The organism is Nocardia fodinahabitans, from assembly GCF_052983615.1.
In genome coordinates, this window is record NZ_JBRJJC010000001.1 from 6,385,518 (window position 1) to 6,410,548 (window position 25,031).

The following is a 25,031-nucleotide window of genomic DNA, read 5'->3' on the forward strand; positions in this document are numbered from 1 at the left end:
GGCCGACGCCTGACCGCGAGTCAGGAGAACACGGCCACCAGGAAGTCCGAGTCGGCGGCGAACGGGCGCAGATCCCACGTCGACAGCAGCAGATCGACGGTGAGACCGGCGGATTCGGCATCGGCCAGGAACTGGCTGAACTCGTAGCCACGGTCCGCGCCGAATCCGATGACCACCCGGCCGCCCGGCCCGCGATGCCGGGCGAACGCCGTCAGCACCGCCGACCGCGTGGTCGGGGCGAGGAACGTCATCACATTGCCCGCGCACACGATCACGTCGAAGTCGCGGATGGGCAGATCCAGTTCGGCGAGGTCGCCGACCAGCCAGGTCGGGCCCGGATGATCCGAGCGCGCCGCCTCGATGAGGACCGGATCACCGTCGACACCGACCACGGTGTGTCCGGCCTCGTGCAGGTAGCCGCCGATCCGGCCCGCCCCGCAGCCCGCGTCGAGCACCCGCCGGCCGCGCCCGAGCATCGCGTCGATCAGCCGCGCTTCGCCGACGATGTCCTCGCCCGCGGCCGCGAGGGTGCGGAATCGCTCCACGTACCAGGTCGAATGCGCCGGGTCGGCGGCGACGAGCTCGTCCCAGCCGCTGGGGGTGCGCTTACTCGACGACGCGCTCATGCTCGGATCCTCCTCGGGTCGACCCGCTCGACCCTAGCCGGTGGCGGTCATCGGCTCGGCTCCGGCAGCTGGCACGAGGAGATCCTGGGATTGGCTCCCAGATAATTGAGCGGGCCCGCGAGTACGGTGACGGCGATCGTGCCCAGGCCACCGCAGTCGGTCGGCGGGTTCGCGAAGTACTCGCGTTGCGAGGCCGCCAGCAGGCCGAGCCCGAACCAGACCAGCAGCAGCGTCGACAGGAAGAATTTGGCGATCTGATGCGTCGGCCGAGCGTGGATCTCTCGAACCTCGCGAATCTCCCGATTCCGGCGATTCCGGCGACCGTTCATCGTCATCGCGTCCTTCCCGTTTCCGAGTAGCTCGCTGATACCCCCTGTGAACAGGGCCGACCCTGTGGAACCACCGACACGCGCGACGCTCAGTGCTATCAACAGTGCAGCCCGGCGCCCGGACAGTCAACCGTTGCGGAGTGTCGCGGCGGACGAATCACGCCGACGCGGAAAGTCAGTGGTCAAATCCCACGAGTCGGCGCGGTTGTGGGACAGAATGTCGCCATGCGGACATTTGCCGGGATGTTGCACGCTGTCATCGCTGGAGTTCTGGTCGTCGCCGCTGGTCACGGGGTCGCGGGTGCCGCGCCGTCCGGCAGCGCCGCCCTCGACCAGCTGCCCTGGACGGTCGGGCCGGAGGGCGTGCAGGCCACCGGCGCGGCGCTGGCCGACGGTCTCACCGGAACGGTGGTGTGGTCGCGCAACGCGCACACCCCGGTCCCGATCGCCAGCATCACGAAAGTGATGACGGCCATCGTCGTGATCGCGGGCAACGACCTCGAGCGGCCCGTGACGGTGCCGAACGAGGCCGTCGCGTACTGCGCCAGGCACAACGGGAGCACCGCGGGCCTGGCGCCCGGTGAGGTGCTCACCGCCCGGCAGCTCCTGTACGCGCTGCTGCTGCCGTCGGGCTGTGACGCCGCGTACGCGGTCGCCGAGTCCTTCGGGCCAGGGCAGGACGCGTTCATCGCCAAGATGAACGACACCGCGCGCCTGCTGGGCCTGGCGGGAACGCAATTCACCGATCCCAGCGGCTTGCCCAACCCCACCGACGACTCCACCCATTCGACTCCGGTGGACCTCGTCGCGATGGGCGTGCGCGCGATGAGCCTGCCGGTGTTCCGCGAGATCGTCGCCGCCCGCGACTTCCACGTGCCCGCCGGACCGGCGAACCGCGAGCACCACTGGGAGACCACGAACCGGCTGCTGCAGGAGTACCCCGGCACCATCGGCATCAAGACCGGCAACACGAACGCCGCCGGCCACTGCCTGCTGTTCGAGACGGTCCGGGCGGGCATTCCGGTGATCGGCGTGGTGCTGCACAGCTCGCCGCACAGCAGCGCCGCCGCCAAGGAGGACGCCGAGCGCCTGCTGAACTGGGCCTACGACCCGATCATGCGCGTCCTGCAACCGGCCTGACGGCAGCAGCGCACCGATGCCGGACGGTGGGTGTTCCCGCACTGTCCGGCGTGACGCTCACGGCGCGCTCAGTGGTGCGGGGTGCCGGTGGTGAAGGCGTTGTAGAGGACGCTGAGGTCGACGGACTCGGCCGGGCTCGTCCGGGGTCTGGCCGTACGGTCGATCTGCCGGTGCAGGGCCTCCATCTTCTCGTCGAGCTGCGTCGCCACCTCGGCGGCCTGGGCGAGGTCGCTGCGCAGATTCGGCGGCACCCCGCCCCGGTACTTGTAGTAGATCTTGTGCTCGAGGCTGGCCCAGAAGTCCATCGCGATGGTGCGGATCTGGATCTCGACCGGTACCCGCTGGGTGCGGTCGGAGCGGAACACCGGGATCGAGACGATCAGGTGCAGGCTCTGGTAGCCGTTCGGCTTGCGGTGGGTGATGTAGTCGCGCTCCTCGAGGACGGTGATGTCCTCCTGACCGGCCAGCATGTCCCGGATCGTGACGATATCGGAGATGAAGCTGCACACCACCCGCACGCCGGCGATATCGAGCACGTTCTCCCTGATCGCGGCCAGGTTCATCGCGTAGTTCTTGCGCTGCACCTTCTCCAGCACACTCTCGGGCGACTTGAGCCGGGAGCCGACGTGCTCGATCGGGTTGTACTCGTGGGTGTTGTTGAAGTCCTCGCGCAGGATATTGATCTTGGTGGTGATCTCGTCGATCGCGAACTTGTAGCCGAGCATGAAGTCGACGAACTGTTCGCGCAGGACTCGGATGTCTTCGACGGTGGCGTGCGCTCCGTTCCCGGGCGGGCCGTCGTCGGCGTTGGGGTCGAGCTGCCAGGGTTTCATCGCCCTCCATTGTGCCTGCACCGCCACGGTGCGCTGCGAGGCCCGGCGGGCTGACGGCCCCGAGTAGGGTCGAGCGCACCATGATGCTCACCGATCGCGTCGCGCGCGGGATCGCGTCCGGGGACGTGACCCAGGTTTTCCGTCGCTGGGCCCGTCCACGGGTGCGCGTGGGTGCAACACTGCGCACATCAGCGGGCACCGTCGGGATCGTCGGGGTGGACCAGATCGAAGCCGGTGACATCACCGACGAGGACGCGCGAGCGGCGGGCGAGCCGGACCCCGACGCCGTGCTGGCGGCGTTTCGCGGCGCGGCGCACTATCCCGTCTTCCGGATCGCGGTGCGTTATCTGGGGCCCGATGACCGGGTGGCACTGAGCGGGCGTGCCGATCCGGACGCGCGCGAGGTAGCCGAGATCGCCGCGGCACTGGCGCGGCTGGACAAGGCGAGCCGCCGTGGGCCGTGGACGGCCGCGGTCCTGGGCGCTGTCGCCGACCACCGTGGCCGGCGGGCAGGTGATCTGGCCGAGCTGCTCGGCCGGGACAGGGAATCGTTGAAGCTCGATGTCCGCAAACTGAAGAACCTCGGTCTCACCCGCAGCCTGGAGGTCGGGTACGAGATCTCTCCGTGGGGACAGGCGTATCTGCGCGCGACCGGGCGGTGAGGGGAAGATCCGCCGATGCTGCTGGTCGGCGCGCCGCCCGACATCATCGTGGGGACGCCGCGGGCCCGCTGACGATCGGTCAGCCGTGGCGCCGGAAATCCGGCAGGCGCCAGGTGCCGTCGAATGCCGGCCCGTCGGGGCCGTAGATACGGAAATAGGTGAACCAGCCGGTGCCCGGGGTGGTTTGGATCCAGCGATCGGCCGGGGTGTTCGGTGGCGGAGTCGGCCCGAAGTAGAGGGTCAGCGGCGCGGTCGTGTCGACATCGGCGAGTTCGTACAGGGAGCGCAGCGCGGGCCGGTTCTGTGGGGCGCGCAGTTCGCTGCGGGTGCGCGCGTCGTAGGCGGTGATCGACCAGAACAGTGTCGCCGGGACCGGTTGCGCGACGGTGAGGCTGTAGTAGCCTGCCCCCTCGAGGTAGGCCCCCGCGGTGTCGCGCAGGCCGAGCCAGTACAGCGAGCCGGCGCCGGGACCGCGCGCGAACATCGCCGGTGACTCGAACTGGGCCTGGTAGAACCACTTTTCGCGCGCGTACAGGTCGGTGTAGCCCGCGGCGTCGAAGGTGCCGTTCTCCGACCGCAGGGCGGCCCACTCCCAGCGGCTGTCGGGCCACACGAGCCGGTCCGGCCTGCGATCGGCGAACGATTGCACGCACAGGTGCAGATGCCCCCGGCGGGCCGCGTCGGTGAGGATGGCTGTCATCCGCCGGTCGGGTGTGAACGGGGCGTCGCGGAGTATGCCGAGCGCCGCGAGTTCGCCGTACTGGTAGCGATAGTCGGGGTTGGGCGGCTCGGAGTGCAGGATCTCGTGCAGGATTCGCCAGTAGTCCATCGTCTCCTCCCACCGCACCGGGGTGAAGTCGAGCCCCTTCTGCTCCGAAAGATCCACCCACTCCAGCGGATTCGACTCGGCGTCGCTGCCGAGCGGATACACCTTCACCTGCTTCATGAGCGCGATCGCGGGGTCGACCTCGCCGCCGTGCGGCAGCGCGCGCACGAGCACGAGCACCCGGATCGTTGTCGCGGTGCCGGTGAAAACGCCGTCCGGCACCGGGCCGTCGAACCCGGGCGGCAGCAGCACATGCTTGCCGCCCTCGGCGCCCGCCGGTCCCGGCAGACCCAGGTCGAGCACCCAGAGCTGATTGAGGTCGTTCGCGGTGCCCATGATCGTGCCCGGCGGCACCTCGACGACCATCGGGCCGTCCGACAGATCGATGGTGAGCCCGGCATAGGGCGTATCGGAATTGGCGGTGAAGACATACTGATCCGGGCTGCCGACCAGCAGCGCCATCACCCGATTCGGCACGGCCCCCGCCGCGAGATTCTCGCGCCACGTCGCCTCCAGCGAGACAGTGGGGAAGAAGAATCGGTACATCGCCAGCGCCCGGTGGTAATCCAGTTCGTCATAGGCGCGGCGGACAGCGTCCGGGCTGGGAAAACCGCCACGAATGTACTGCGGTGCAGTCATGCCCGACCTCTTTCGTCGACAGCATCGGCCCCTCTTCGCCGACGTTAGGCAGACGCGCACCGGCTCGCTTCACCCGAAACGGATGAACCGCGCACCTGGCGCCGGAACCGGCCGGTCGACGGGTGCGATCCGTCTGCTCATGTGGTCAGTCCTGCTCAACGCACGTTTCTGGCGCCGACGGCTCGCCGTATCGGGTGGCGATGGCGGTCGCGCGCGCACGCAGGGAGGTGCGTAACGACACCGGGGCCAGTGCCTCCGCGTCCGTACCGAGCTGCCACAGTGCCCACTCGGCGTGCCGGGCGTCCTGGAAGGTCACTTCCAGCCGGAGCCAGCCGTCGTCGGGTTCCTCGGTGCACACGGCCAGCGCGGTGGTCACCAGCTCCTCCCGCCGCGCGGGCTGTACCCGGACCAGTACGGCGAGCTGGTCACCGCCGGTGCGGAACCGGGTGCTGCGATCCTGCCAGGCCCGGTCCAGATCGACCCGGTCCGGTCGCTGTGCCGGTTCGGGCAGCTCCTGGGCCGCCAGCACTCGCGAGAGCCGGTAGGTGCGGTCCGCGCCGGACCTGGTTGCCAGCAGATAGGCCTGGTCGCGCACGATGACGATGCCGATCGGGTCCACCGTCCGCCAGCTCGGGGCCTGGTCGACCGCCGCGTAGTGGATGCGCAGCTTGTGGCCGGCGAACACCGCGCGGCGGACCTCGGCCGAGATGTCGCCGGGTATCTCGTCGTCGACCAGCCTGCGCGACAGCAGATCCGTCTCCGGATCGATGAGCAGTCGCTGTGCCACGTCGGCCGCGGTGTCGCGGTAGTTGTCCGGCAGCGCGTCGACCACCTTGAGCATGGCCGCGGCCAGCGCCGAACCGAGCCCGAAAGCCTGTGCGCCGCGCCGTGATCCGGCGACCAGCAGGGCCAGCGCCTCGTCGTGGTTCAACCCGGTGAGCTCGGTTCGGAAGCCGGGGAGCAGGGCGAAGCCGCCGTGCCTGCCGCGTTCGGCGTAGACCGGGACACCGGCCGCCGACAGCGCCTCGATGTCGCGCAATACCGTGCGGGTCGACACCTCCAGCTCGTCGGCGAGCTCGGTCGCGGTGAGGCGACCGCGTTGACGCAGCAACAACACCAGCGACACCAACCGGTCTGCGCGCACCGAAGAACTCTACCGAATACACGACACAGGATGTCGTGATTGCCTGCGAGGGTTACGACCACGGCGTCGCAGACAGCAGCCACCAGGCCGCGGACGTCGGTACTTCGACGAATCGAATGGAGCTGAAGTGGTACTGGAACGAACTGCGATCAACCCGGTGACGTGGTCGGTGGCCCTGGGATTCGACCAGGGCGAACTCGTCGCCGGGCACACCCGCACTCTGTATTGCTCCGGGCAGACCGCGATGAGCGGCGACGGCACGCCCCAGCACGACGGCGACATGGCCGCGCAGCTGGCGCTGAGCCTCGACAATCTGGAGGCCGTGCTCGCCGCGGCGGGTATGTCGCTCGCGAATCTCGTCCGGCTCAACGTCTACACCACCGATGTGGACCTGCTGTTCGGGCACTACGGCGTGCTGGCGGCACGGCTGGGTGCGGCCGCGGTGGCACCGGCCACCACCATGCTCGGCGTCACCCGGCTGGCGATTCCAGGGCAGCTGGTCGAGCTCGAGGCAACCGCCGTCGACTGAGCCGGCGAACCGGGCCGCCGAGCGGATCCGCTCGGCGGCACACCCGAGCCCGTCAGGCGACGTGGCGAGCCAGCGGTTCCAGTACTTCCGCGAGTGGGCGGCGCGGGCTCGCGGAGACCGGGGCGGCGGTGTGGTGCAAGCGGCCGACGCGCACGACGACCTGGGGGTGTGCGCAGTCGTGTAGCAGGGTGCGGCGGATCGTGTCGCGGAGGTCGGGGATGCCCAGCGGCTCGGATTGGATGCAGGTCGACAGACCCAGGCTGGTGGCACCGAGTAGCAGGGCGCTGGTCGCCTCGCCTGCCCGGAGCTGTGCGCGGCGGTCGTCGGCCGTGGTGCCGATCACGACCCAGCTGGCATGGTCGGGGCTGTCGGTGGGTTCGTCGATGCCGGGGTCGCTGAACTCGCGGAGGGGGATGGAATCGGTGCGACGCGGCAGCACCGTGGTGTGCGACGGTACTCCGTCGTCGTGACCGGTGCGCCCGCTCCACGACGCGAGTTCGCGCAGATAGGCGGCGTCGGCCCGGTGGCGCGCCGCCGCGGCCCGCATCGGCTCGTCCAGCAACGGCAGCATCTGTTCGGGGATATTCCGGGCGACCGCGCCGAATTCGACGACCGTCGAGGACAAACCGCGCAAGGCACCCGCCGGGATCGGCAACGGCGCGAATCGGCGACGCTCGGATTTCCGGAGCAGAATCGCGGCGGCGAGCTGGATATCGGTGTCCGAGGGTGGCCTGGGCGAAACGGTGACGGTGGCCAGATGCGTCGGATCATCCGGATCGGGCAGGTAATCGGGACTCGCCGACCACCCCGTGACCGCGAGCGCCACTCGCAAATGATGGAGGGCTGCGCCGCAACTGATGACCATGGCATGCCCGTTCGGGTCTTCCACCGGCAATCGCCGAGCGGGATCGCTGAACAGGTCGATCCGTCCGTCCCCGACCTGCCAGCGCCACGGCTGCGTGTTGTGCACCGACGGCGCCTTGACCGCGAGTTCCAGAGCGGCGGTAATCGTATCCACATCGAATAGCAACGGTGTCATTTCACGATCCCTCCTGACGGGATTGCGGCACACACTTCTCACCCGGTCGTCCAGTGTCGGAAGACGCGCCGCAATCGACCATAATTCGAGGTCACCGAATGAGCGAACCCATAGTGTTTCAAATCCCCCCTCACATGGTCCGTACTCCCCGGCCACTTATCGAGCTGACCGGGGAGATATCAGCGCGGGTTATCGGTTGCGTAACAAAAACAATTGCAGGCCCGTGTCGGACGTTTCGCTGCCCGAAGCGCCTACGGCAGGTCGGTGAAGTGGACGTCGTGGGCGACGGCGGTGGCGTGGAGGCCGTCGGGGGCGGGCTGGATGGCGGTGAGGCGGGCGCCGAGGGGGAGTTGCTGGAGGGGGACGGTGAAGGTGAGAGTTCGGCGGAGCATGGACAGGGGGATGGCCGGGCCGCCGATCGCGGACTGGACCGAGACCGGGGTGACTTCGATGCCCGCCTCGGTGGGGGCGACGGTGACGAAGACGGTCGCTGGAACCGAGAGGCCCGCGACGGGGAAGTTTCCGGTGACGCGCAGTCCCTCGGGGCTGTCGGAGATCGATTCCACGCCCGCGGGCGCGAAACCCTGCACGACGTCGTAGGGGACCACGGCCGTCGCGGTCGCCGTGGCGGCGACGAGGTTCGAGGTGCGGTTACCGAGAACGTCGGCGAGCGGCGCGGAGACGTCGGTGAGCACGACATCGAGATCGTGGACGGAGATGTTCTGCCCACTCCAGTCGCCGACGCGGATGTCGATATCGCGGTAGGTGCCGTCGATGGCCTGGGTCAGGAACGGGACACCCCTGATGTCGACCTCCGGTGGCTGCGGAAGGTTGTACTCCGCGGCGATCGCGCGGCCGATCTCGTTCTGCGCCAACACGACTGCGACGCGGTCGCCGACGACCAGCCCGATCCCCAAGACGACGATCAGTATCAGCACTGCGCGCATACGCTCACCCTTTCGGCCATCCCACCATCATGCTGTGGATCGTGGCCGAGTGCGGGCAGGGCGACACCGATGAGTGGGAACCCCTAGGTCGCCCGGACGGTCACCACGGTCTCGGTGCTGGGGAATTCGATCACCCGGAGACGGCCGTTGACCAGGTCGATCGTGTCGGCGATCACCCGCCCGGCGTGATGGGCGCCGCCCACCAAGCTCGTGCTGATCACCCGGAAGCTGCGTCGCGGGGTGATGACCACATCGCCCGACTGCAGCAGTCCGGCCGAGGTGGCGGCGCCGGGGCAACTCTCGGTCGAGTTCTTGCGGCGACTGCCGCCGAGCAAACCTAACACTGTGTGTCTCCAGTTGTGTCCGTCGCGGAAACCGCGTCTCGCCGCTGGGATCGCGAGCGAGTATCGGACTCTTGTTACCCGCCGGGGGCACGCAGGAAACCCCAGGCAACCGGACCGGACGCCGTTCCCGATGAGCGGGAAGGGCCGCAGGCGGGCTTGCCGGCCCGGCCCTACGGTGAGCGACATGACAGCAACACCGCACTCCGACGGCCTGGCGAACGCGTCGGCCGTGCCCAAGATCGCCCTGGTGACCGGGGCCAGTCGCGGGGTCGGCAAAGGTATCGCGCTGGCGCTCGGCACCGCCGGGTGGACCGTGTATCTGACCGGCCGGGGCAGCGCGGGTGACGGTGGGCCGCTGGAGGTGGCCGCCGCCGAGGTGAGCGCCCGCGGTGGCACCGGCATCGCCGTGCGGTGCGATCACCGGGACGACGCGCAGATCGCCGCCGTCTTCGCCCGGATCGCCGCCGCACAGGACGGGCTCGACCTGCTGGTCAACAATGTCTGGGCCAACCCCGACGGTTTCGCCGGGTTCAGCGACCCGTTCTGGCGGCGACCGGTCGGCGATTGGGATTCGCTGATCGGCGTCGGCTTGCGCGCGCACTACGTCGCCTCGGTCGAGGCGGCGCGGCTCATGGTCGCGCGCGGCAGCGGCGTCATCGCCAATATTTCCTCCTTCGGCACCCGCGGCTACCTGCATTCGGTGCTGTACGGGATGTCGAAGGCGGGCCTGGACAAGATGGCCTGCGATATGGCGGTGGAACTGCGCGGCACCGGCGTGAGCACCCTGTCGCTGTGGCCCGGGATCGTGCGCACCGAGCAGGTGCTGGCCCTGGGTGTCGAGGACATCGAGGGTTTCCCGATCGCGGGCGCGGAGACGCCCGAATTCGTCGGGCGGGTCGTGCTGGCGCTGGCCACCGATCCCGCGATCGGCGACCGCAGCGGCAGCACGGTGATCACGGCCGAAGCGGCGCTCGCCTACGGCATCACCGATATCGATGGTGGACAGCCGGTCTCGCATCGCGCGGCCTTCGGCGGCGGCGCGGTCTTCGGCATCCGAGAAGAAAAGGAACAGTGATGGATCTTTCGGGCAAGGTAGTGCTGGTCACCGGTGGTGCGCGCGGTCTGGGCGCGGCCTTCGCGCACGGGATCGTCGCCGCGGGCGGCAGCGTCGTGATCGGCGACCTGCTGGACGCCGACGGCGCCGCCGTCGCGGCGGAACTGGGGGAGCGCGCCCGATTCGTGCACCTCGACGTCACCGACCCGGCCTCCTGGCAGCACGCGGTCGACACCGCGGTCGAGGCGTTCGGATCGTTGACCGGGCTGGTCAACAATGCCGGCGTGACCGCCTCGGGTGTCCCGCTGGTCGAGGAGCCGCTGGAGACCTTCCAGCGGGTGATCCAGGTGAATCTGGTGTCGGTCAACATGGGCATCCACGCGGTGGTGCCCGCGCTGCGGGCGGCCGGTGGCGGCTCCATCGTCAACATCTCCTCGGCCGCCGGACTCGTCGGCCTGGCGCACACGGGCGCCTACGGCGCGGCCAAGTGGGGCGTGCGCGGGCTGACCAAGGTGGCCGCGGTCGAACTCGCGAGCGACCGGATCCGGGTGAACTCGGTCCACCCCGGCATGGTGCTCACCCCGATGACGGCGCCGACCGGCATCAGCGTCGCGGACGGCGGTTTCCCGAACGCGCCGCTGGGCCGCGTCGGACGCCCCGAGGAACTCGCCGGCGCCGTCACCTACCTGCTCAGCGACGCCGCCTCCTACACGACCGGTGCCGAGCTGGCCGTCGACGGCGGCTGGACCGCGGGCCCGCCGGTCGTCCGCGTCAACGGCTAGCCCGATCGGTCAGCTCCGAATAGCCTTGCAGCACAACAGCATCTGATCGGCACCCGCCTGGAATTCGTACCCGGCGTCCACGATCCTTCCCTCGATCCCGCGCTCGCGAAGATCGGCGAGGAGACGGTCGAGATCGCGGTAGCGCTCGTCGGTCCCGATCGGGACCAGCGGGAAGATCCGCGCCTCGGTGCCCACCCGGAGCAGTTCACCGACCGCGGCGAGATGGAACTCGTAGTCCAGGTCGGCGGCGTAGCTGAACAGCAGGTGCGAGCTGAGCACGAGGTCGAAGGCGTTGTCGCCGAAGGGGAGATCGGGTAGACGGCGCGGTGGCGGCGGCGACCTCGGCCGTACCGTCCGCCGCGTAGGCGAGGTCGCAGGCCGTCACGTCACCGCCGAACCCGCGGACCGCGGCGGTGAACCCGGCCGCACCGCCGGGACAGTCCAGGAGGCGGCGGCGCAGGTCGGTGTCGGTGAGGGCGAACATCGCCCGGTACTCGCCCAGCGAGCGGGAACTGATCAGGAAGCCGCCGAAGGGCTGGTTGCGGGTGTGATCGAATGTCATTGTCGGTACCCCGTTCTCGTCGGGGCCGCCGACCGGCGCGGACCGCTGGTCCGACGCGAGGACGGGATGCGGCCGCTCCGAGGGCGGCCGCTGTCGTCATCACCAGGCCATTGAATCACAGCACGCCAGCGATTTTCGGCATGTGATCACAGCATGCGCTGCCTGCCGTGCGCGGCGAACTCCGCTTCTAGTTCCGCTCGGTCCGCGTCTGTCATCCGGTGATACCGCGGTCGGCCGCGGCCTGCCCATCGGTGGACCGGTTCGTCGGTGCTCCAGCCCTGATCCTGGAGTTCGCGCTTGAGTACCTTGTTCGAACCGGTCACCGGCAGATTCGCCGAGACCCGCACGAATCGCGGCATGCCCTTGCTACCGAGATCATCCTGGTTGCGGAGGAATTCGGTGAAATCGTCGAGATCGAAGGCGGCCGGGTCGGCGACTTCGACCGCGGCCATGACCTGATCGCCGGAGCGGGGATCAGGCACCCCGAACACCGCGGCGGCGATGACGGCGGGGTGCCGGCGCAGTACCTGTTCGATCAGGAGCGTCGAGGTGTTCTCGCCGTCGACGCGCAGCCAATCACCCTTGCGGCCCGCGAAATACAGGAAACCGTCGGTGTCGATGTAGCCGAGATCGCCTGTCCAGTACCAGCCGTTGCGGATCCGGTCGGCGTCGGCGACCTCGTTCTTGTAGTAGCCCTCGAAGACGAGCGCGCCCGCCTTGTCGATCATCTCGCCGATGGCCTCGTCGGGGTTGCGGACCCGGCCGTACTCATCGAGCTCGGCCCGCGCGCACTCCCGCAGCGTCTCCGGATCCACCACCGCGACACCGGGATGCGCGGGTTTGCCGAGCGCGGCGGGTGGTGCGGCTGGATCCAGCGCGGCCAGGCTCGGCCCCTCGCTGGAGCCGTAGCCCTCGTGCAGTTCCGCGCGGAAGCGGCGCCGGAACTCGTTTTGGTCGGCGACCGACGCCTCCGTCCCGAAACCGCGGACCAGCGGATTGTCGGAATCCACCGCGGTTTCGGGGGTGGCGAGCAGGTACCCCAGCGCCTTGCCGACATAGGTGAAGAAGGTCGCGCCGAAGTACCGCACATCCGGAAGGAACTGCGACGCCGAGAATTTCGGGGTCAGGCAGACCGTCGCGCCGACCGACAGCGCCGGCGCCCAGAGCACCATGATCGCATTGCCGTGGAACAGCGGCATGCAGCAGTAGTCCACGTCGTCGCGGATGTGCCCGAACTTCGCCGCCGCCGCGTACGCGACCACCGCGAGGCGGCGCTGGGTGCACCGCACCGCCTTCGAGGTCCCGGTGGTGCCGGAGGTGAACAACAACAGCAGCAGATCCGTCGGCCCGCCCACCGCCGTGGGCTCGACCCGGTGGGCGTCGATGCGGTCGGCGTAGTCCGGGCTGTCGACCAGCAGGAACCGGTCCTCGGCGAGACCGAGATCGAGCTGCCGCAGCCGCGCCATCCCCGCCGCGTCGGTGACGATCAGCTGGCAGTCGACATACCGGATGTCCTCGGCCAGCTGAGCGTTGCCACGGGTCGGATTGAGGCCGGCGACCGTCGCGCCGGCCAGAGCCGCCGCGCCGAGCCAGAAGACGAAATCGGGCACATTGTCGAGCAGCACGCCGAGGTGGAACGGGCCGTCGCGGCGCAGCGCGCGGGCCAGTTCCGCGCGGGCGGCCGACTCGCGGAGGACCGCGTCCCAGGTCCAGTCGGTGTCGCGGGTACGCAGGCCGAGGCGCTGATCGCCGAGCCGGTCGAGCAGCATGGTCGCGATGTCCGCCCGGGGCGGGTCCGGTCGCTCCGTCATCGTCGTCATCGCACCCATTCGGCACCTCCACTGGCTGACTGTCGAACAGAGTGCCAGCATGCCGGTTCGTCGCGGGTTTCCACCCCGCCTGTCCCGCTGGATGGCACGGACAGCTGTGCACCGCGGCGCGTCCGGGTAGGAGGCGGGGGCTTGCAGGCCGACGCCGCCGGTCTCGGCGCGCACACCACGGTGGCCGTGATCGCCGCCGTCGGCCTCGAAAGTTTGGTCACTGTCACCAACGCGACCGGTCTCGTTTCGTTCGGTCGCAAGAATCGGGAGATATTTCATTCGCCCACGGGCGGGCACGCCACGATGGGTTCTGGTGCAGTGCCTGCCGATCGGGCACCGCCGTGGCACGGGGGCCGCGGTGACGAGGCACTTCCCGGCAGCGTGGCCGGGCCGGCGGAAGCGCGATGAAATGCCGAGTGACGTCGTCGATGTGGTCGTGGACTTCGCCGTCCCGCGCCGGCCGCTGTGGGATGTGCTGCTGGAGCCGCAGAGCTATCCGCGTCTGTGGACCGGGATCGGCGGGTGCGAGCGGATACTGCACCCCGATGGCGGCACCGTATGGCAGGTGCGGGTCGGTGACGCGGCCCTCGGCGTCCGGACGGTGGGCCTGGCCCTGACGATCGGTCGCTGGTACGAGAGCTTCGAACTGCACAATCCGGAGACCGGCAGCTTCGCCATGGTCCGGCTCACCGGTGCCGACGAGCGCACCTCGGTGAGCGTGACCGTGTTCGCGGCACCGCGTCTGCATCCGGCGCTGAAAGGCGCGACCAACACCACGATCATCGGGTGGGTCAAAGACGGTCTGCGCCGGGCGGTCGACCTGGTGCGCGGGGCGCGGACCTCGGTGGTGGCCAACGGCGACCGGGCCCCGATCCGGCGCAAATCCGAAATCGCGCGATGGTGGGTGAACTCGGGGCTGATCGCGCCACCGCTGACCTCGGCCAGGCAACTGCGGTCGCTGTACCGGTGGGGATTCAATCTGGCGGGCGGATACGCCGCCGGCGCCGCGCACAGCCCCGACCAGCTCGCGCTGCTCGACGACGGCAGCACGGTGACCTTCGAGGAGACGGACAAGCGCACGACCGCGCTGGCAGGCGCGATGTACGAGGTCGGCCTGCGGGCGGGCGACGCGGTCGGCCTGCTGGCCGGAAATCATTGCGGCATGGTCGAAACCATGGTCGCGGCGGGCAAGCTCGGGGTCGACGTCGCGCTGCTCAACGCCGGGTTGTCCGGACGGCGCATCGAGGAGATCGTGCAGCGGCACCGCCTCTCGGCGCTGTTCGTCGACACCGGGTTGGCGCACCTCGTGCAGTACCTGCACCGCGATCTGCCCCGCTTCGTCACCGACGACCTACCCGCGCACCCGGATCAGACCACGATCGAGGACCTGATCGCCCTGCGCCGCACCCAGTTTCCGGTGCCGACCGTGTCCGGCCGCCAGATCGTGCTCACCTCGGGAACCAACGGCATCCCGAAGGGGGCGCGCCGGCCGCACGCGAAGGGTTTCGACACCGTCGTCGCGCTGCTGTCGCGGATTCCGATCCATGTGGGCAGCACGATGATGATCCCCGCGCCGCTGTTCCACACCTGGGGGTTGTCCGCGCTGCAATTGAGCACCGCCGTGCGCGCGACCGTGGTGCTGACCCAGGGCTTCGATGCCGAGGAATGCCTGCGCCGCGTCGCCGAACACCGGGTCCAGACCCTGATCGCGGTGCCGACGATGGTGCAGCGCCTGGTCGACCTCCCCGAGACGATTCGCACCCGCTACGACCTGAGCAGCCTGCGGCACGTGATCAGCTGTGGTGCGCCGCTGGCGGCGATCACGGTGGACCGCTTCCTGACCGACTACGGCGACGTGCTCTACAACCTCTACGGCTCGACCGAGGTCTCCTGGGCCAGTGTGGCCGGACCGGAGGAGCTGCGGGCCGCGCCCACCACGGCCGGTCGGCCGCCGCTGGGCACCCGCATCGCCATCCTCGACCCCGATCGCGTGCCCGTGCCGGTCGGCATGATCGGACGGATCTTCGTGGGCAATCACATGCTGTTCGACGGCTATGTCAGCGACGCGCCGCCGGAGGAGTCCGACGGCATGCTGGACACCGGTGACCTCGGCTATCTCGACGCCGAAGGCAGGCTGTTCGTGGCCGGGCGCGACGACGAGATGATCATCTCCGGTGGCGAGAACGTCTTCCCCCGCCCGGTCGAGGAGGCGCTGTCGTATCTGCCGCAGGTCACCGATGTCGCGGTGGTCGGTGTGCCGGATCGCGAGTTCGGTCAGCGGTTGGCCGCGTTTCTGGTCAAACACGAGGGGTCGGGGCTCGACTCGGACATGGTGCGCGCGTACGTGCGCAACCGGCTCAGCCGCTTCTCCGTGCCGCGCGATGTCACCTTCCTCAACGCGCTGCCGCGCGGGGAGACCGGCAAGGTACTCAAGCGGCTGCTGGTCGATCCGGAGTGGCTGGCGGGCTGATCCGGTGCGCCGTTGCGGCGAGCGTGGTCAGCTCGGCCGGCCGTCACCACCCGCGATGCCGGGCACGGAGATCCGGCCGCTGTAGATCGCCCGCAGGGACGTGGCGGCGAACGCGGCACAGTAGTCGATCAGGTCCGCGATCGGCACGTCCAGCCGCCCGCTGTGCTTCTCGACGATGACCCGCTCCAGCGTCCCGACCACCGAGAGCGCGAAGATGTCCATCACCTCCGTGGGCGGGTGCTCCTCGGGCCGGGCACTGGTGCCGGTCGCCGCGACCAGCCGGGCGAACCGCCAGAGTGCCTCACGCATACGGTCTTCGGCGCCCGCGCCCGCCGGTTCGACGAAGACGACCCGGAGCTTGCGCGGATCGCGATCCAGCGCCGTGAGGTAGGTGCCGATGCCGGCGCGCAGCTTGTCGGTGCCTCGCGCGGGCGTCGCCTCGACGGCCGCCGACACCGATCGGTACAGCTCGTCGATGACGCCGTCGAAGACCGCGGCGAACAATTCCCTGGTGTCGGTGAAGGATTCGTAGAAGTAACGGTCGGTGAGCCCGGCCTCACGGCACAGCGCCTTCACACCGGTCGCGGCATAGCCGTGGGTGCCGAACAGCGCGAGCCCGGCGGCGAGCAGCTTCTCCCGCCGGGCGGCGGCGCGTTCCGCGGCACCCATTCCGCCGTAGGCGCGGCCCGGCCGCGCCGGGGTGCTCACCGCGTCACCGTCATCGTCATGTCGGCATTGTCTCCCATGCGAGCCGACTCTGTGTCAGCATGTGACGATCGCGATCGTCAGATGGAGAACGGGGTCGATCAATGGCAGCTCGACATCAGGATCACCGGGTCAGCCGACGGACAGTGCTGCGCGGTGCCGCCGCGGTGGCCGCGAGCGCTGGGCTGGCGACCGGGACCGCGCAGGCGAGTCCGCGCAGGCGAAACAGTCCGGCCGGCAACACCGTCGCGATCTTCGGCGCGGGGATCGGTGGACTGACCGCGGCCCACGAACTGGCCGAACGCGGCTTCGCGGTGACGGTCTTCGACCGCAAGGAACTCGGTGGGAAGTCGCGGACGATCCCGATGGCAGGCACGGGAACCGGGGGCCGGGCGGCACTGCCGGGCGAACACGGCGCGCGCGGGTTCACCTCGTTCTACCACCACGTACACGACACCATGCGCCGCATTCCGGTACCGGGCACGCGGAAGACCGTGTACGACAACCTGATCCCGTTCTCGGTCACCGACCCGCGCTACCCCCGCTCGGGCAACCTGCCCGACGGCTTCCCGCTGATGTTCGGTTTCTACTTCGACCCGGCCGAAGCGCTCACACCGATGGGGCTGCAACGGATCCTGACCGAGGTGTTCCTGAAGAACAACCTGGTTCCGCTCCCCGAGGCCATCCACATGGCGGGGCGCGTGGTCACCTACCTGACCTCGAGCGAGGAACGCCGCTTCGGGCAGTGGGAGCACGTCAGCTGGTGGGATTTCATCGGCGCGGGCAGCAGATCCGCGCAGTTCCAGGCACTCGCCGCGACCGGCCTGACCCGGGCGCTGGTGGCCGCCAAGGAGTACGTGGCCAGCACCCGCACCATGGGAAACATGATGGAGGGCTTCTTCATCGCGCTCATGCGGGAGCTCACCGGCGGGCCGAAGGTCTACGAGGTGCTCAACGGGCCGACCAACGAGGCCTGGCTGGATCCGTGGATCACGCTGCTGGAAGGCATGGGTGTCCGGTTCCGGCCGGGGGAGGCGCTCGAGGAGTTCGTCGTCGCGGACGGGCGGATCGGCGGCGCCCGGATCCGGCGTGCGCACGGTGGATCCGCCCAGCTCGAGGCCGACTGGTACGTCTGCGCCGTGCCGACCGACCGGGCCCGCGCGCTCTGGACACCCGAGCTGCGGGACCTGGATCCGGCACTGGGCAGGATGGATGCGCTGAGCCTGGACTGGATGAACGGCATGCAGATGTTCGTCAGCGAGCAGCTCGACCTCGGCAAGGGCTACAACATCTACCTCGACGCGCCGTGGCGGCTGACCTCCTACACCCAGCGCGCGTTCTGGGACGTCGACTATCCCGCCGTCTACGGTGACGGCGCCGTCGCCGACGGCCTCACCATCGACATCGCCGACTGGGACACCCCGGGCATCCTGTTCGGCAAGCCCGCGAAATACTGCACCCACCAGGAGATCTACCAGGAGACCTGGGCTCAGCTGACCGCCGCCCTCAACGACGACGGCCGGATCCAGTTGCCCGACGGCATCGTCCGCGAATGGATGATCGACCCCGGTATCGTCTGGAACGGCAGCGAGAACACCAATGACGAACCGCTGCTGGTGAACACGATCGGCTCCTGGGACAACCGGCCGACCGCCCGGACCCGCGTCCCCAACCTGTTCCTGGCCGCCGACTACGTGCAGACCAACTTCGACCTGGCCACCATGGAAGGCGCGAACGAAGCGGGCCGCACCGCCGCGAACGCGCTGCTCACGGCGGCGGGCTCGGCGGCGACCCCGGCCCGGCTGTACACCAGGGAGTCGATTCCGGCGTTCGAGCCGTTGCGGCTGGCCGATGCCGCCCGCTTCCACGCGGGTCAGCCGAACCTGTTCGATCTCGGATGATCGAGCAGGACGTACGGCAGCGGTGTGGTCATGCCGCGTCGTGGAAGACCAGCGCCAGCGTTGTCCGGTGCCCGGAACGGACCGCCGAGACTCCGTGCCGGACCGGGGCGGCCGACCAGCCACGCGCGGAGCGGACGGGACGATCGCGAGTGGTGAACAGATAGCCGTGTCCGCGCGGCAACAGCGTCGCGGTCGATTTCTGCTGCCCCGCCGCGTGACACGCCTCGCGGTAGCTGCGGGTCTGGCCGTACGCGATCTCGGGCAGGTGCCGCTGCACCAGTTGCCGGAAGCCGTGCGACAACGACAGATCCAGCGGCAGGTCGAAGGCCCGGCGGCGGCGGTCGAAGTACTCACCGAGCTCGCGCGCGGCGTCGTCGAGCCGTCGCGGGGACCGCAGGATACGCGGGCTCAGTTTCTGCGCCAGCACCTCGAGGACCCGGTCGTGGTCCTCACCGGCATAGGCCACCCGCACCAAACCTCGTGGGGTCGCGGCGAGGAGCAACTCGCCGACCGGGGAATCGATGGTGGTGTAAGGGTCTTCGAACCGTCGGCCGCGGCTCGCCGTGCGGCGTCGACATTGCCGCCGAGGACCTCGGCGATCTCGGCATAGCTCAACCCCGCGACATAGCGGTAGGCGATCACCTGGCGCTGTTTGGTGGGCAGCCCGCCCACCACGGTCCACACATCGCTGTCGTCGGTGTCGACGACAGCGGTCGGCGCGTCGGGCATCCGGTCCACGCGCAGCGGATTGCGGTGTGCCGCGCGCACCACGTCGATCGCCTTGCGATGGGCGATGCGCACCAGCCACGCTTCGACATTCGCGTCCTCGGGCAGGTCCGGGTAGGCGCGCATCGCGGCCAGGAATGTCTCCGACCAGGCGTCCTCGGCATCGTGGGCGCCGAGGACGACCCGGCACACCCGCAACACGGTGGGACCGTGCCGGGTGGCGATCTTCTCGAAGGGCTGCTTCACGGGCACCCTGGTCAGAACTGGCGACCGGCGCCGACTTCGGCCGGTTCCTCGAGCAGGGCGGACTGCTGGAATTCGTCACCGGCCGCGTCGGTCACGGCGGTGCCGGACGCGACCAGGGCGATCGGCCCGAGGACGCCGGTATCGACTACGAGATGTCGGGTATTCATCTGTTTTCCTTTCGCTGTCACCGTGAAGACGTCGCGCATCGGGAAAACGTGAGATCCGAATATCGATCGGAATCGGTGGGCCCTCGGGCCGCGGTGTGTTAGGCGGTCGCCTCTTCGTAAGCGGCGATGATATCGGCGGCAATCCGGCCGCGCGCCGAGACCGAGTGACCATTGTCGCTGGCCCAGGTCCTGATCGCGGTCAGGTCGTTGCGTCGCGCCGGAGCGGCGGCCGCGGTGGTCGTCTCGGATCGGCGACCGCCGGCCTTGATCCGCCCGGTGCGGCGGGCCGCCGGGATCCACTGATCGAACAGATCGCGGAGCTTGGCCGCATTCGTTTCGGACAGGTCGATCTCGTAGCTCGCACCGTCGATTCCGAACGATACGGTTTCGTCGGCGGCGGAGGCGCCGTCGAAATCATCGACGAGGGTGACAACGACTTTGCGCGCCATGAGGATCCTGTTCGGTGAAGGGCTGTGTCCTCAGTGATCGTAATGCGAGCCCGACAACCGCCTCGATCGCCCCACAATTCCGGTCAGCTCGCTACCCGGACACCACGAATGTCTACCTCCGGCTTTCGTCCTCGGGACGGACGACAAAGCTCACGATGACGGCGAGCAGGCCGAGAACGGCCGCCGTCGGGGCGAGCGCGATCACTCCGACCAGGGCCAGCACGCCGCCACCCAGACCTGCGCCGAGCGCGACGGCGAGGTAGACCGCGGACCCGTTGAGGCCCATCGCGATCGGCGCGACAGCGGGCACGAGAGCGAACAAACGGTGCTGCTGCGGCACGATCGCGATGCCGACGCTGACACCGAGCCCGATCATCGCCACCACCGCGCCGGGCGTGGTCGTCCTGGCAGCGGCCAGCACGACCGCGAAGGCCGCCACCCCGCCAGCACCGAGAACGAGCGTGCCCGGCGCACCGCGCAAGCGGATGAGTCGCGGTACGACGGTGGTGCCGACGACCTGCCCGCAGCCGAAGGCCAGCATCGCCGGCGCGACCAGCGTGCCGGACACCTCCAGGACCGCGGGCAGGTAGGCGATGAGGAGGAACGCGGGCACGATCACCGCTACGGTGCCGAGCAGGATTCCCCGTACCCGCCCGTCGGTCAGCACCCGCAGCCGGTCGCGCAGCGACAGCCTCGGTGCGTGCGCGACCGGCAGCAGCGCCACCGCGCACAACGCGATCACCGTGGGTACCACCAGAATCCACACGGCTGCCCGCCACCCCCAGGCTTGACCCGCCAGAATGCCGAACGGGAGCCCCGCGACCAGCGCGAGCGATCCGCCACCCGCCACCACGGCCAGCGACCGCGCGCGATGCGCGTCGTCGCTCAGCAGTCCCGCGGTGCTGAACGCGTTAGCCTGATACGCCGCCGCTCCCAGCGCCGCGACAACGCGGCCGGCGGCCACGGCCGGGAAATTCGGTCCCGCGGCCTGTAGCACCAGACCGGCGACGAACACGACCATCCCGCCCGCCAGCAGCACCCGGCGATCCCAGCTGCCCGTCAGCGCGGCGATCACCGGCGATCCGGCCGCGTAGACGATCGCGAACAGGGCTGTCAGCTGCCCCGCCGTGCTGATCGAGACGTGTAGATCGGCGGCGACTTCCGGGATCAGCCCGGACAGCACGTAGCCGTCGACACTCAGAGTGAAGGTGCCGACAGCGAGGACCAGCAGGTGGGCGAGGGTCAGGTTCCGCGGCCCTGCCTCGGACCGCGCGTCGACTTCGGTTCTCGTGCTCATCGTGGTCCAACCAGCATGCTCCTCAGTCTCGGGCGCACCCGCCGCGCTGCCTCGGCGGGCCGAAAGCTCCTATCGCTGACAAGCTTTCGCCGATCATCGGGCCGTGGCTCCAGCGACGACCCCATGACTGCGCTGCCTCTGCTACCTTCACCCGCTGAAATGACCGGGGTTGACGTGGTGGCTGTGCCGAGCGCACCATCGGTGGGGTCGCTGGTTCGGGGTGGGAAGGGGTTTGTCGTGACCGCAAGCCGCCAAAGGTTTTTCGATCATCTCGACTGGTTCGATGAGGGCCACTGCGCGCGGTTGGACGAGGAACTCGCGTGGGCGCGCGAGCACTGTCCGGTCGTGCACACCGGGTTCGGCGGTGGCATGCATGTGGTGACGCGGTACGAGGATCTCGTGACGGTGGCCGCGCATCCGAAGATCTTCAGTTCGGCCATGCCCGGACTGACCACGGTTCCGGTCGCGTTGCCACCCATCGATGTGGATCCGCCGCTGCACCGCGACTTCCGGGCGTTTCTGAACGGCCCGTTCTCGAAGCCTGCGCTCCGACGGTACGAGCCCGTGGTGCGGCAGCTCGCGGACGATCTGATCGACCGGTTCGCCGACCGCGGGCAGGTCGAGTTCGTCAGCGAGTTCGCGATCCCGTTCACCGCCGGTGCGTTGGCCAAGATCGTGCTCGACGACGACAACGAGGAGCGTCTGGCCCGCGCGGTCGACGCCGTCACCCAGGTATCGGTGCAGAACACCCCCGAAAGTTTCGCCGCGGTCGCGGGATTGGCTGCGGAGCTCATGGCGGAGCGGGAAGCGGCACCCCGCGAGGATCTGCTGCAGTCCATCGTCGACGCCACGGTCGAGGGCGGTCGTCCCCTCACCATGGCGGAACGACTCGGGGTGGTCACCGTGCTCCTGCTGGGCGGTCTCGACACCACCCGCGGGGCACTGGCCTACATCGCCGAATACCTCACCGAAGTCCCCGGCCTGGAAGCACGCTTGCGCGAACCCGACTGGGCCACCCGCGATCTCGACGAGATCCTGCGCTACACCTCGACGGTGAGCGTGATGGGCAGAGTCGTCGCGGAAGACAATGATCTGCTCGGCGTCCCCCTGGTCGAGGGCGATCGAATCGCGGTGCACTGGCGCTCCGCCAACCGCGACGCCGTTCGCTTCGACAACCCCGAACACCTCGACTTCGACCGTAACCACAACCCACACTTGGCCTTCGGCATCGGCATCCACCGCTGCGTTGGCCGCCACTTCGCCCGCATGCAACTCGACATCGGCATCACCCGCCTCCTGGACCGCCTCACCGGCTTCCGCCTGGCCCCCGGCACCGAAATCGAACGCTCGGTCGGCATCAGCATCGGCGCCCCTCGCGAACTCCACCTCCACTTCGACCGCGTCACGCGCTGACCTCGTCGAGCCCGGGTGTGCCGCTCAGTCCGGTCGCCCAGGGTCTGCAGCCAGAGTGCGTGCACGCTGGGGCCGATGACCACGGCTGCCTCGGTCCGCTGCATGCATTCCGCCTGGACTGTGTCGAGATCGGGCGGGCCGACAACATGTACTTTCCCGACAACCGAGCAAGATCGCGACTACCTGTCGAGGCGGGCCGACTCACTGCCAGGGTGCGGCGCGCAGGTGGGCGATCTCGTGCCGGGTGCGGGCGCTCGCGGTGTCGGCGGCGCGGCCGACCGCGATCATCGACATGACGACCCAGCCAGGCTTCGGGGCGAGTTCGGCGGTGATCGCGTCACGGTCGAAGGCGCGGAACTGGTGGCTGGACAGGCCGAGGGCTTGGGCTTGCACGGTCAGGTGGGCGACGGCTTGACCGAGGTCGTAGTCGGCGAATTCCGAGTAGGGCAGGTCGGAGTCGTCGACGAAACGCCGGGCGAGCGTGACGATCAGCAGTCCCGCGTCGGGCGCCCAGCGTGCCGAACTCGGTGCCAGATGCTGGGTGAGTCGCTTGTGCTCGACCTCGCCAGGCCGGGCCGGATAGAAGCTCCACGGTTGCGAGTTGCCCGCCGAGGGTGCCCAGCGCGCGGCCTCGAGCAGCAATTCGAGGGTCGCGTCGTCGACGGTTCCCGCCGGGTCGAACGCGCGGGGGCTGTAGCGGTCGGCCAGCAGGGGATGCAGGCGGGTCGGTTCAGAAGACACGTTCACTGCCAACCCGATTCCGCCCGCTCCTATGCCCGTCGTCACCGCGCGACGATCCCGCGCCTACCCGCCGTCCTGAGCGATCATGCGGGGACCGGCGCCGTGGGCCGGGCCGGCCGGTGCACGGTCTCGAAATGCAGTTCGGGGTCGAGAACGGCGGCCTCGCGCAGGAGCTTCACATCGTCCTGGTAGTTCATCGACGTCCGCCACGGCATCCGGTCGCCCTGGCTGGGCAACAGGTCCACTGCCCGCTGGATGTAGCCCGCGGCGAAATCGAGGAAGGGACGGGTCGGCATCGACGGGTCCGCGACCTCGGCGCGGGCGATCCGGTAGTCGTTGTCGTCCATGTGGGCCAGCAGGCGGCAGAAGTGCTCACACAGCAGGCCGATCTTCAACGTCCACGAGGAGTTCGTGTAGCCGATGGCGTACGCGAGATTCGGTACACCCGAGAGCATCAGGCCCTTGTAGGCCACCGTGTCCGCCACCTCGACCGCGCGGCCGTCGACGGTCACCGGGATGCCGCCGAACGCCTGCACGTTCAGGCCGGTCGCGGTAACGATGATGTCCGCGTCGAGTTCCCGGCCCGAGGCCAGCAGGATGCCGTTCTCGGTGAAGGTATCGATGCGATCGGTGACCACCGACGCCCCGCCGCCCCTGATGGCCTTGAACAGGTCACCGTCGGGCACGGTGCACAGCCGCTGCTCCCACGGGTTGTAGGGCGGGTTGAAGTGCTCGTCGACCGGATAGCCCTCCGGCAGTTGCCTGGCGTTCGTCCACCGGATGATCCGCCGCATCACGTCCGGGTACTTCTGCGACAGGCTCCAGACGAGTTTCTGCTGGGCGATGTTCTTGCGGCGGGTCAGGGCGTAGCCACGTTCGTCGCCGAGCACCCGCTTCATCGCGTTCGCGATCGGGTCCTTCCGCGGCACCGGCAGAATGTAGGTCGGGGTGCGCTGCAGCATCGTCACGTGCGCCGCGGATGCCGCCATCGCGGGCACCATGGTCACCGCCGTCGCGCCACTGCCGATCACCACGACGCGCTTGCCCGTGTAGTCGAGGTCCTCGGGCCACAGCTGCGGATGCACGATGGTGCCCTGGAACCGGTCCCGGCCGGTGAACTCGGGGGTGAATCCCTCGTCGTAGCGGTAGTAGCCCGCGGCGGAGAAGATCCAGTCGGCGGTCAGCTCGTGGCGTTCGCCGGTATCGGTGCGTTCGACCTGCACGGTCCAGCGCGCCTGCGCCGACGACCAGGAACCGCTGACGACCTTGTGGTGGTAGCGGATGTTCGCGTCGAGCCCGTTCTCGGTGGCGGTTTCGCGCAGGTAGTCCAGGATGCGTGCACCGTCGGCGATGGATTGCTCGTCGCGCCAGGGTTTGAACTCGTAGCCGAAGGTGTGCAGGTCGGAGTCCGAGCGGATGCCGGGGTAGCGGAACAGATCCCAGGTGCCGCCGAGGCCGGCGCGGGCTTCGAGGATGGTGAAGGTCTTGTGCGGCAGCAGGGTTCGCAGGTATCGGCCTGCGCCGAGGCCGGAGATCCCGGCACCGATGATCAGGACGTCGACGTGCTCGGCGCCGGCCGGTGCCGGTTCGGTGGTCGGAGTGGGTGTCAAGGCGGCTCCTCGGTCCGGCTCCGCTGCGCG

24 protein-coding genes and 2 pseudogenes are annotated in these 25,031 nt (G+C 69.2%); 8 read left to right on the top strand and 18 right to left on the bottom strand.

Annotation, left to right across the window (positions count from 1 at the left end; translation table 11 throughout):
* Positions 1-20: 20 nt before the first annotated feature.
* Positions 21-626 carry a class I SAM-dependent methyltransferase gene (locus tag NV348_RS30050; RefSeq protein ID WP_447149868.1) on the bottom strand — a complete coding sequence of 202 codons (606 nt, stop codon included), beginning with the start codon at positions 624-626 and terminating at the stop codon, positions 21-23.
* Between the two features lie 47 nt (positions 627-673).
* Positions 674-955, bottom strand: a complete 282-nt coding sequence (locus tag NV348_RS30055) for a hypothetical protein (RefSeq protein WP_447151186.1) — start codon at positions 953-955, stop codon at positions 674-676.
* Between the two features lie 225 nt (positions 956-1,180).
* Here NV348_RS30055 and NV348_RS30060 point away from each other — a divergent pair, with 225 nt between their 5' ends.
* The gene (locus NV348_RS30060) at positions 1,181-2,095 is read left to right on the top strand and encodes a D-alanyl-D-alanine carboxypeptidase family protein (RefSeq protein WP_447149869.1); all 915 of its coding nucleotides are present in this window, start codon (positions 1,181-1,183) and stop codon (positions 2,093-2,095) included.
* A 68-nt stretch (positions 2,096-2,163) separates the two neighbouring features.
* Here NV348_RS30060 and NV348_RS30065 read toward each other — a convergent pair whose 3' ends face one another.
* Positions 2,164-2,928: a GTP pyrophosphokinase gene (locus tag NV348_RS30065; protein ID WP_447149870.1), complete on the bottom strand. Its 765-nt coding sequence runs from the start codon at positions 2,926-2,928 to the stop codon at positions 2,164-2,166.
* Between the two features lie 80 nt (positions 2,929-3,008).
* Here NV348_RS30065 and NV348_RS30070 point away from each other — a divergent pair, with 80 nt between their 5' ends.
* Positions 3,009-3,590 (top strand): ASCH domain-containing protein, encoded by a 582-nt coding sequence (locus NV348_RS30070; RefSeq protein ID WP_447149871.1) that lies wholly within the window; start codon positions 3,009-3,011, stop codon positions 3,588-3,590.
* Positions 3,591-3,669: 79 nt separating this feature from the next.
* On the opposite strand, the gene NV348_RS30075 is transcribed toward NV348_RS30070, so the two are convergent.
* Both NV348_RS30075 and NV348_RS30080 read right to left on the bottom strand, forming a co-directional pair.
* The gene (locus tag NV348_RS30075) at positions 3,670-5,055 is read right to left on the bottom strand and encodes a DUF1214 domain-containing protein (protein ID WP_447149872.1); all 1,386 of its coding nucleotides are present in this window, start codon (positions 5,053-5,055) and stop codon (positions 3,670-3,672) included.
* Positions 5,056-5,200: 145 nt separating this feature from the next.
* On the bottom strand, positions 5,201-6,199 hold the full coding sequence (locus NV348_RS30080) for a helix-turn-helix transcriptional regulator (RefSeq protein WP_447149873.1): 999 nt from the start codon (positions 6,197-6,199) through the stop codon (positions 5,201-5,203).
* Between the two features lie 133 nt (positions 6,200-6,332).
* On the opposite strand from NV348_RS30080, the gene NV348_RS30085 reads away from it, so the two are divergent.
* The gene (locus tag NV348_RS30085; protein WP_447151187.1) at positions 6,333-6,728 is read left to right on the top strand and encodes a RidA family protein; all 396 of its coding nucleotides are present in this window, start codon (positions 6,333-6,335) and stop codon (positions 6,726-6,728) included.
* A 52-nt stretch (positions 6,729-6,780) separates the two neighbouring features.
* Here the strand turns inward: NV348_RS30085 and NV348_RS30090 are convergent, their stop codons facing one another.
* The 3 genes from NV348_RS30090 to NV348_RS30100 all read right to left on the bottom strand — a co-directional run bounded on the left by NV348_RS30090 (position 6,781) and on the right by NV348_RS30100 (position 9,049).
* Positions 6,781-7,767 carry an Acg family FMN-binding oxidoreductase gene (locus NV348_RS30090; protein WP_447149874.1) on the bottom strand — a complete coding sequence of 329 codons (987 nt, stop codon included), beginning with the start codon at positions 7,765-7,767 and terminating at the stop codon, positions 6,781-6,783.
* Between the two features lie 251 nt (positions 7,768-8,018).
* The gene (locus NV348_RS30095; RefSeq protein WP_447149875.1) at positions 8,019-8,714 is read right to left on the bottom strand and encodes an LmeA family phospholipid-binding protein; all 696 of its coding nucleotides are present in this window, start codon (positions 8,712-8,714) and stop codon (positions 8,019-8,021) included.
* 83 nt (positions 8,715-8,797) lie between these two features.
* Complete coding sequence (locus NV348_RS30100) at positions 8,798-9,049, bottom strand: hypothetical protein (protein ID WP_447149876.1); 252 nt, start codon at positions 9,047-9,049, stop codon at positions 8,798-8,800.
* A gap of 193 nt (positions 9,050-9,242) precedes the next feature.
* Between NV348_RS30100 and NV348_RS30105 the strand changes: the two genes are divergently transcribed.
* Positions 9,243-10,133, top strand: coding sequence for an SDR family NAD(P)-dependent oxidoreductase (locus NV348_RS30105; protein ID WP_447149877.1), 891 nt, complete (start codon positions 9,243-9,245; stop codon positions 10,131-10,133).
* Positions 10,133-10,894, top strand: a complete 762-nt coding sequence (locus tag NV348_RS30110) for a glucose 1-dehydrogenase (protein ID WP_447149878.1) — start codon at positions 10,133-10,135, stop codon at positions 10,892-10,894. Before NV348_RS30105 ends, NV348_RS30110 begins: the two co-directional genes overlap by 1 nt.
* Positions 10,895-10,903: 9 nt before the next feature.
* On the opposite strand, the gene NV348_RS30115 is transcribed toward NV348_RS30110, so the two are convergent.
* Positions 10,904-11,173, bottom strand: a complete 270-nt coding sequence (locus NV348_RS30115; protein ID WP_447149879.1) for a hypothetical protein — start codon at positions 11,171-11,173, stop codon at positions 10,904-10,906.
* Positions 11,174-11,602: 429 nt separating this feature from the next.
* Positions 11,603-13,267 (bottom strand): steroid-22-oyl-CoA synthetase, encoded by a 1,665-nt coding sequence (gene casI / locus NV348_RS30120; protein WP_447149880.1) that lies wholly within the window; start codon positions 13,265-13,267, stop codon positions 11,603-11,605.
* A gap of 418 nt (positions 13,268-13,685) precedes the next feature.
* Here casI and NV348_RS30125 point away from each other — a divergent pair, with 418 nt between their 5' ends.
* Positions 13,686-15,746 (top strand): AMP-binding protein, encoded by a 2,061-nt coding sequence (locus NV348_RS30125; RefSeq protein ID WP_447149881.1) that lies wholly within the window; start codon positions 13,686-13,688, stop codon positions 15,744-15,746.
* Between the two features lie 27 nt (positions 15,747-15,773).
* On the opposite strand, the gene NV348_RS30130 is transcribed toward NV348_RS30125, so the two are convergent.
* Entirely contained in the window at positions 15,774-16,454 is a 681-nt protein-coding gene (locus tag NV348_RS30130) for a TetR/AcrR family transcriptional regulator (protein ID WP_447149882.1), read from the bottom strand.
* Positions 16,455-16,555: 101 nt separating this feature from the next.
* Between NV348_RS30130 and NV348_RS30135 the strand changes: the two genes are divergently transcribed.
* Positions 16,556-18,352 carry a hydroxysqualene dehydroxylase gene (locus tag NV348_RS30135; RefSeq protein ID WP_447149883.1) on the top strand — a complete coding sequence of 599 codons (1,797 nt, stop codon included), beginning with the start codon at positions 16,556-16,558 and terminating at the stop codon, positions 18,350-18,352.
* Between the two features lie 28 nt (positions 18,353-18,380).
* Here NV348_RS30135 and NV348_RS30140 read toward each other — a convergent pair.
* The 5 genes and pseudogenes from NV348_RS30140 to NV348_RS30160 form a co-directional block, all read right to left on the bottom strand.
* A pseudogene (locus NV348_RS30140) lies at positions 18,381-18,884 on the bottom strand (methylated-DNA--[protein]-cysteine S-methyltransferase); the annotation flags it as partial.
* Between the two features lie 23 nt (positions 18,885-18,907).
* Positions 18,908-19,330 (bottom strand): annotated as a pseudogene (locus NV348_RS30145) (RNA polymerase sigma factor); the annotation flags it as partial.
* A gap of 5 nt (positions 19,331-19,335) precedes the next feature.
* Positions 19,336-19,491 (bottom strand): hypothetical protein, encoded by a 156-nt coding sequence (locus tag NV348_RS30150; RefSeq protein WP_447149884.1) that lies wholly within the window; start codon positions 19,489-19,491, stop codon positions 19,336-19,338.
* Positions 19,492-19,589: 98 nt separating this feature from the next.
* Entirely contained in the window at positions 19,590-19,940 is a 351-nt protein-coding gene (locus NV348_RS30155; protein ID WP_447149885.1) for a histone-like nucleoid-structuring protein Lsr2, read from the bottom strand.
* A gap of 112 nt (positions 19,941-20,052) precedes the next feature.
* Entirely contained in the window at positions 20,053-21,237 is a 1,185-nt protein-coding gene (locus NV348_RS30160; RefSeq protein ID WP_447149886.1) for an MFS transporter, read from the bottom strand.
* A 237-nt stretch (positions 21,238-21,474) separates the two neighbouring features.
* Here NV348_RS30160 and NV348_RS30165 point away from each other — a divergent pair, with 237 nt between their 5' ends.
* Positions 21,475-22,650: a cytochrome P450 gene (locus tag NV348_RS30165; RefSeq protein ID WP_447149887.1), complete on the top strand. Its 1,176-nt coding sequence runs from the start codon at positions 21,475-21,477 to the stop codon at positions 22,648-22,650.
* Positions 22,651-22,851: 201 nt separating this feature from the next.
* Here NV348_RS30165 and NV348_RS30170 read toward each other — a convergent pair whose 3' ends face one another.
* Both NV348_RS30170 and NV348_RS30175 read right to left on the bottom strand, forming a co-directional pair.
* Positions 22,852-23,391 carry a nitroreductase family protein gene (locus NV348_RS30170; protein WP_447149888.1) on the bottom strand — a complete coding sequence of 180 codons (540 nt, stop codon included), beginning with the start codon at positions 23,389-23,391 and terminating at the stop codon, positions 22,852-22,854.
* A gap of 83 nt (positions 23,392-23,474) precedes the next feature.
* The gene (locus tag NV348_RS30175; RefSeq protein WP_447149889.1) at positions 23,475-25,001 is read right to left on the bottom strand and encodes a flavin-containing monooxygenase; all 1,527 of its coding nucleotides are present in this window, start codon (positions 24,999-25,001) and stop codon (positions 23,475-23,477) included.
* Positions 25,002-25,031: the final 30 nt, after the last annotated feature.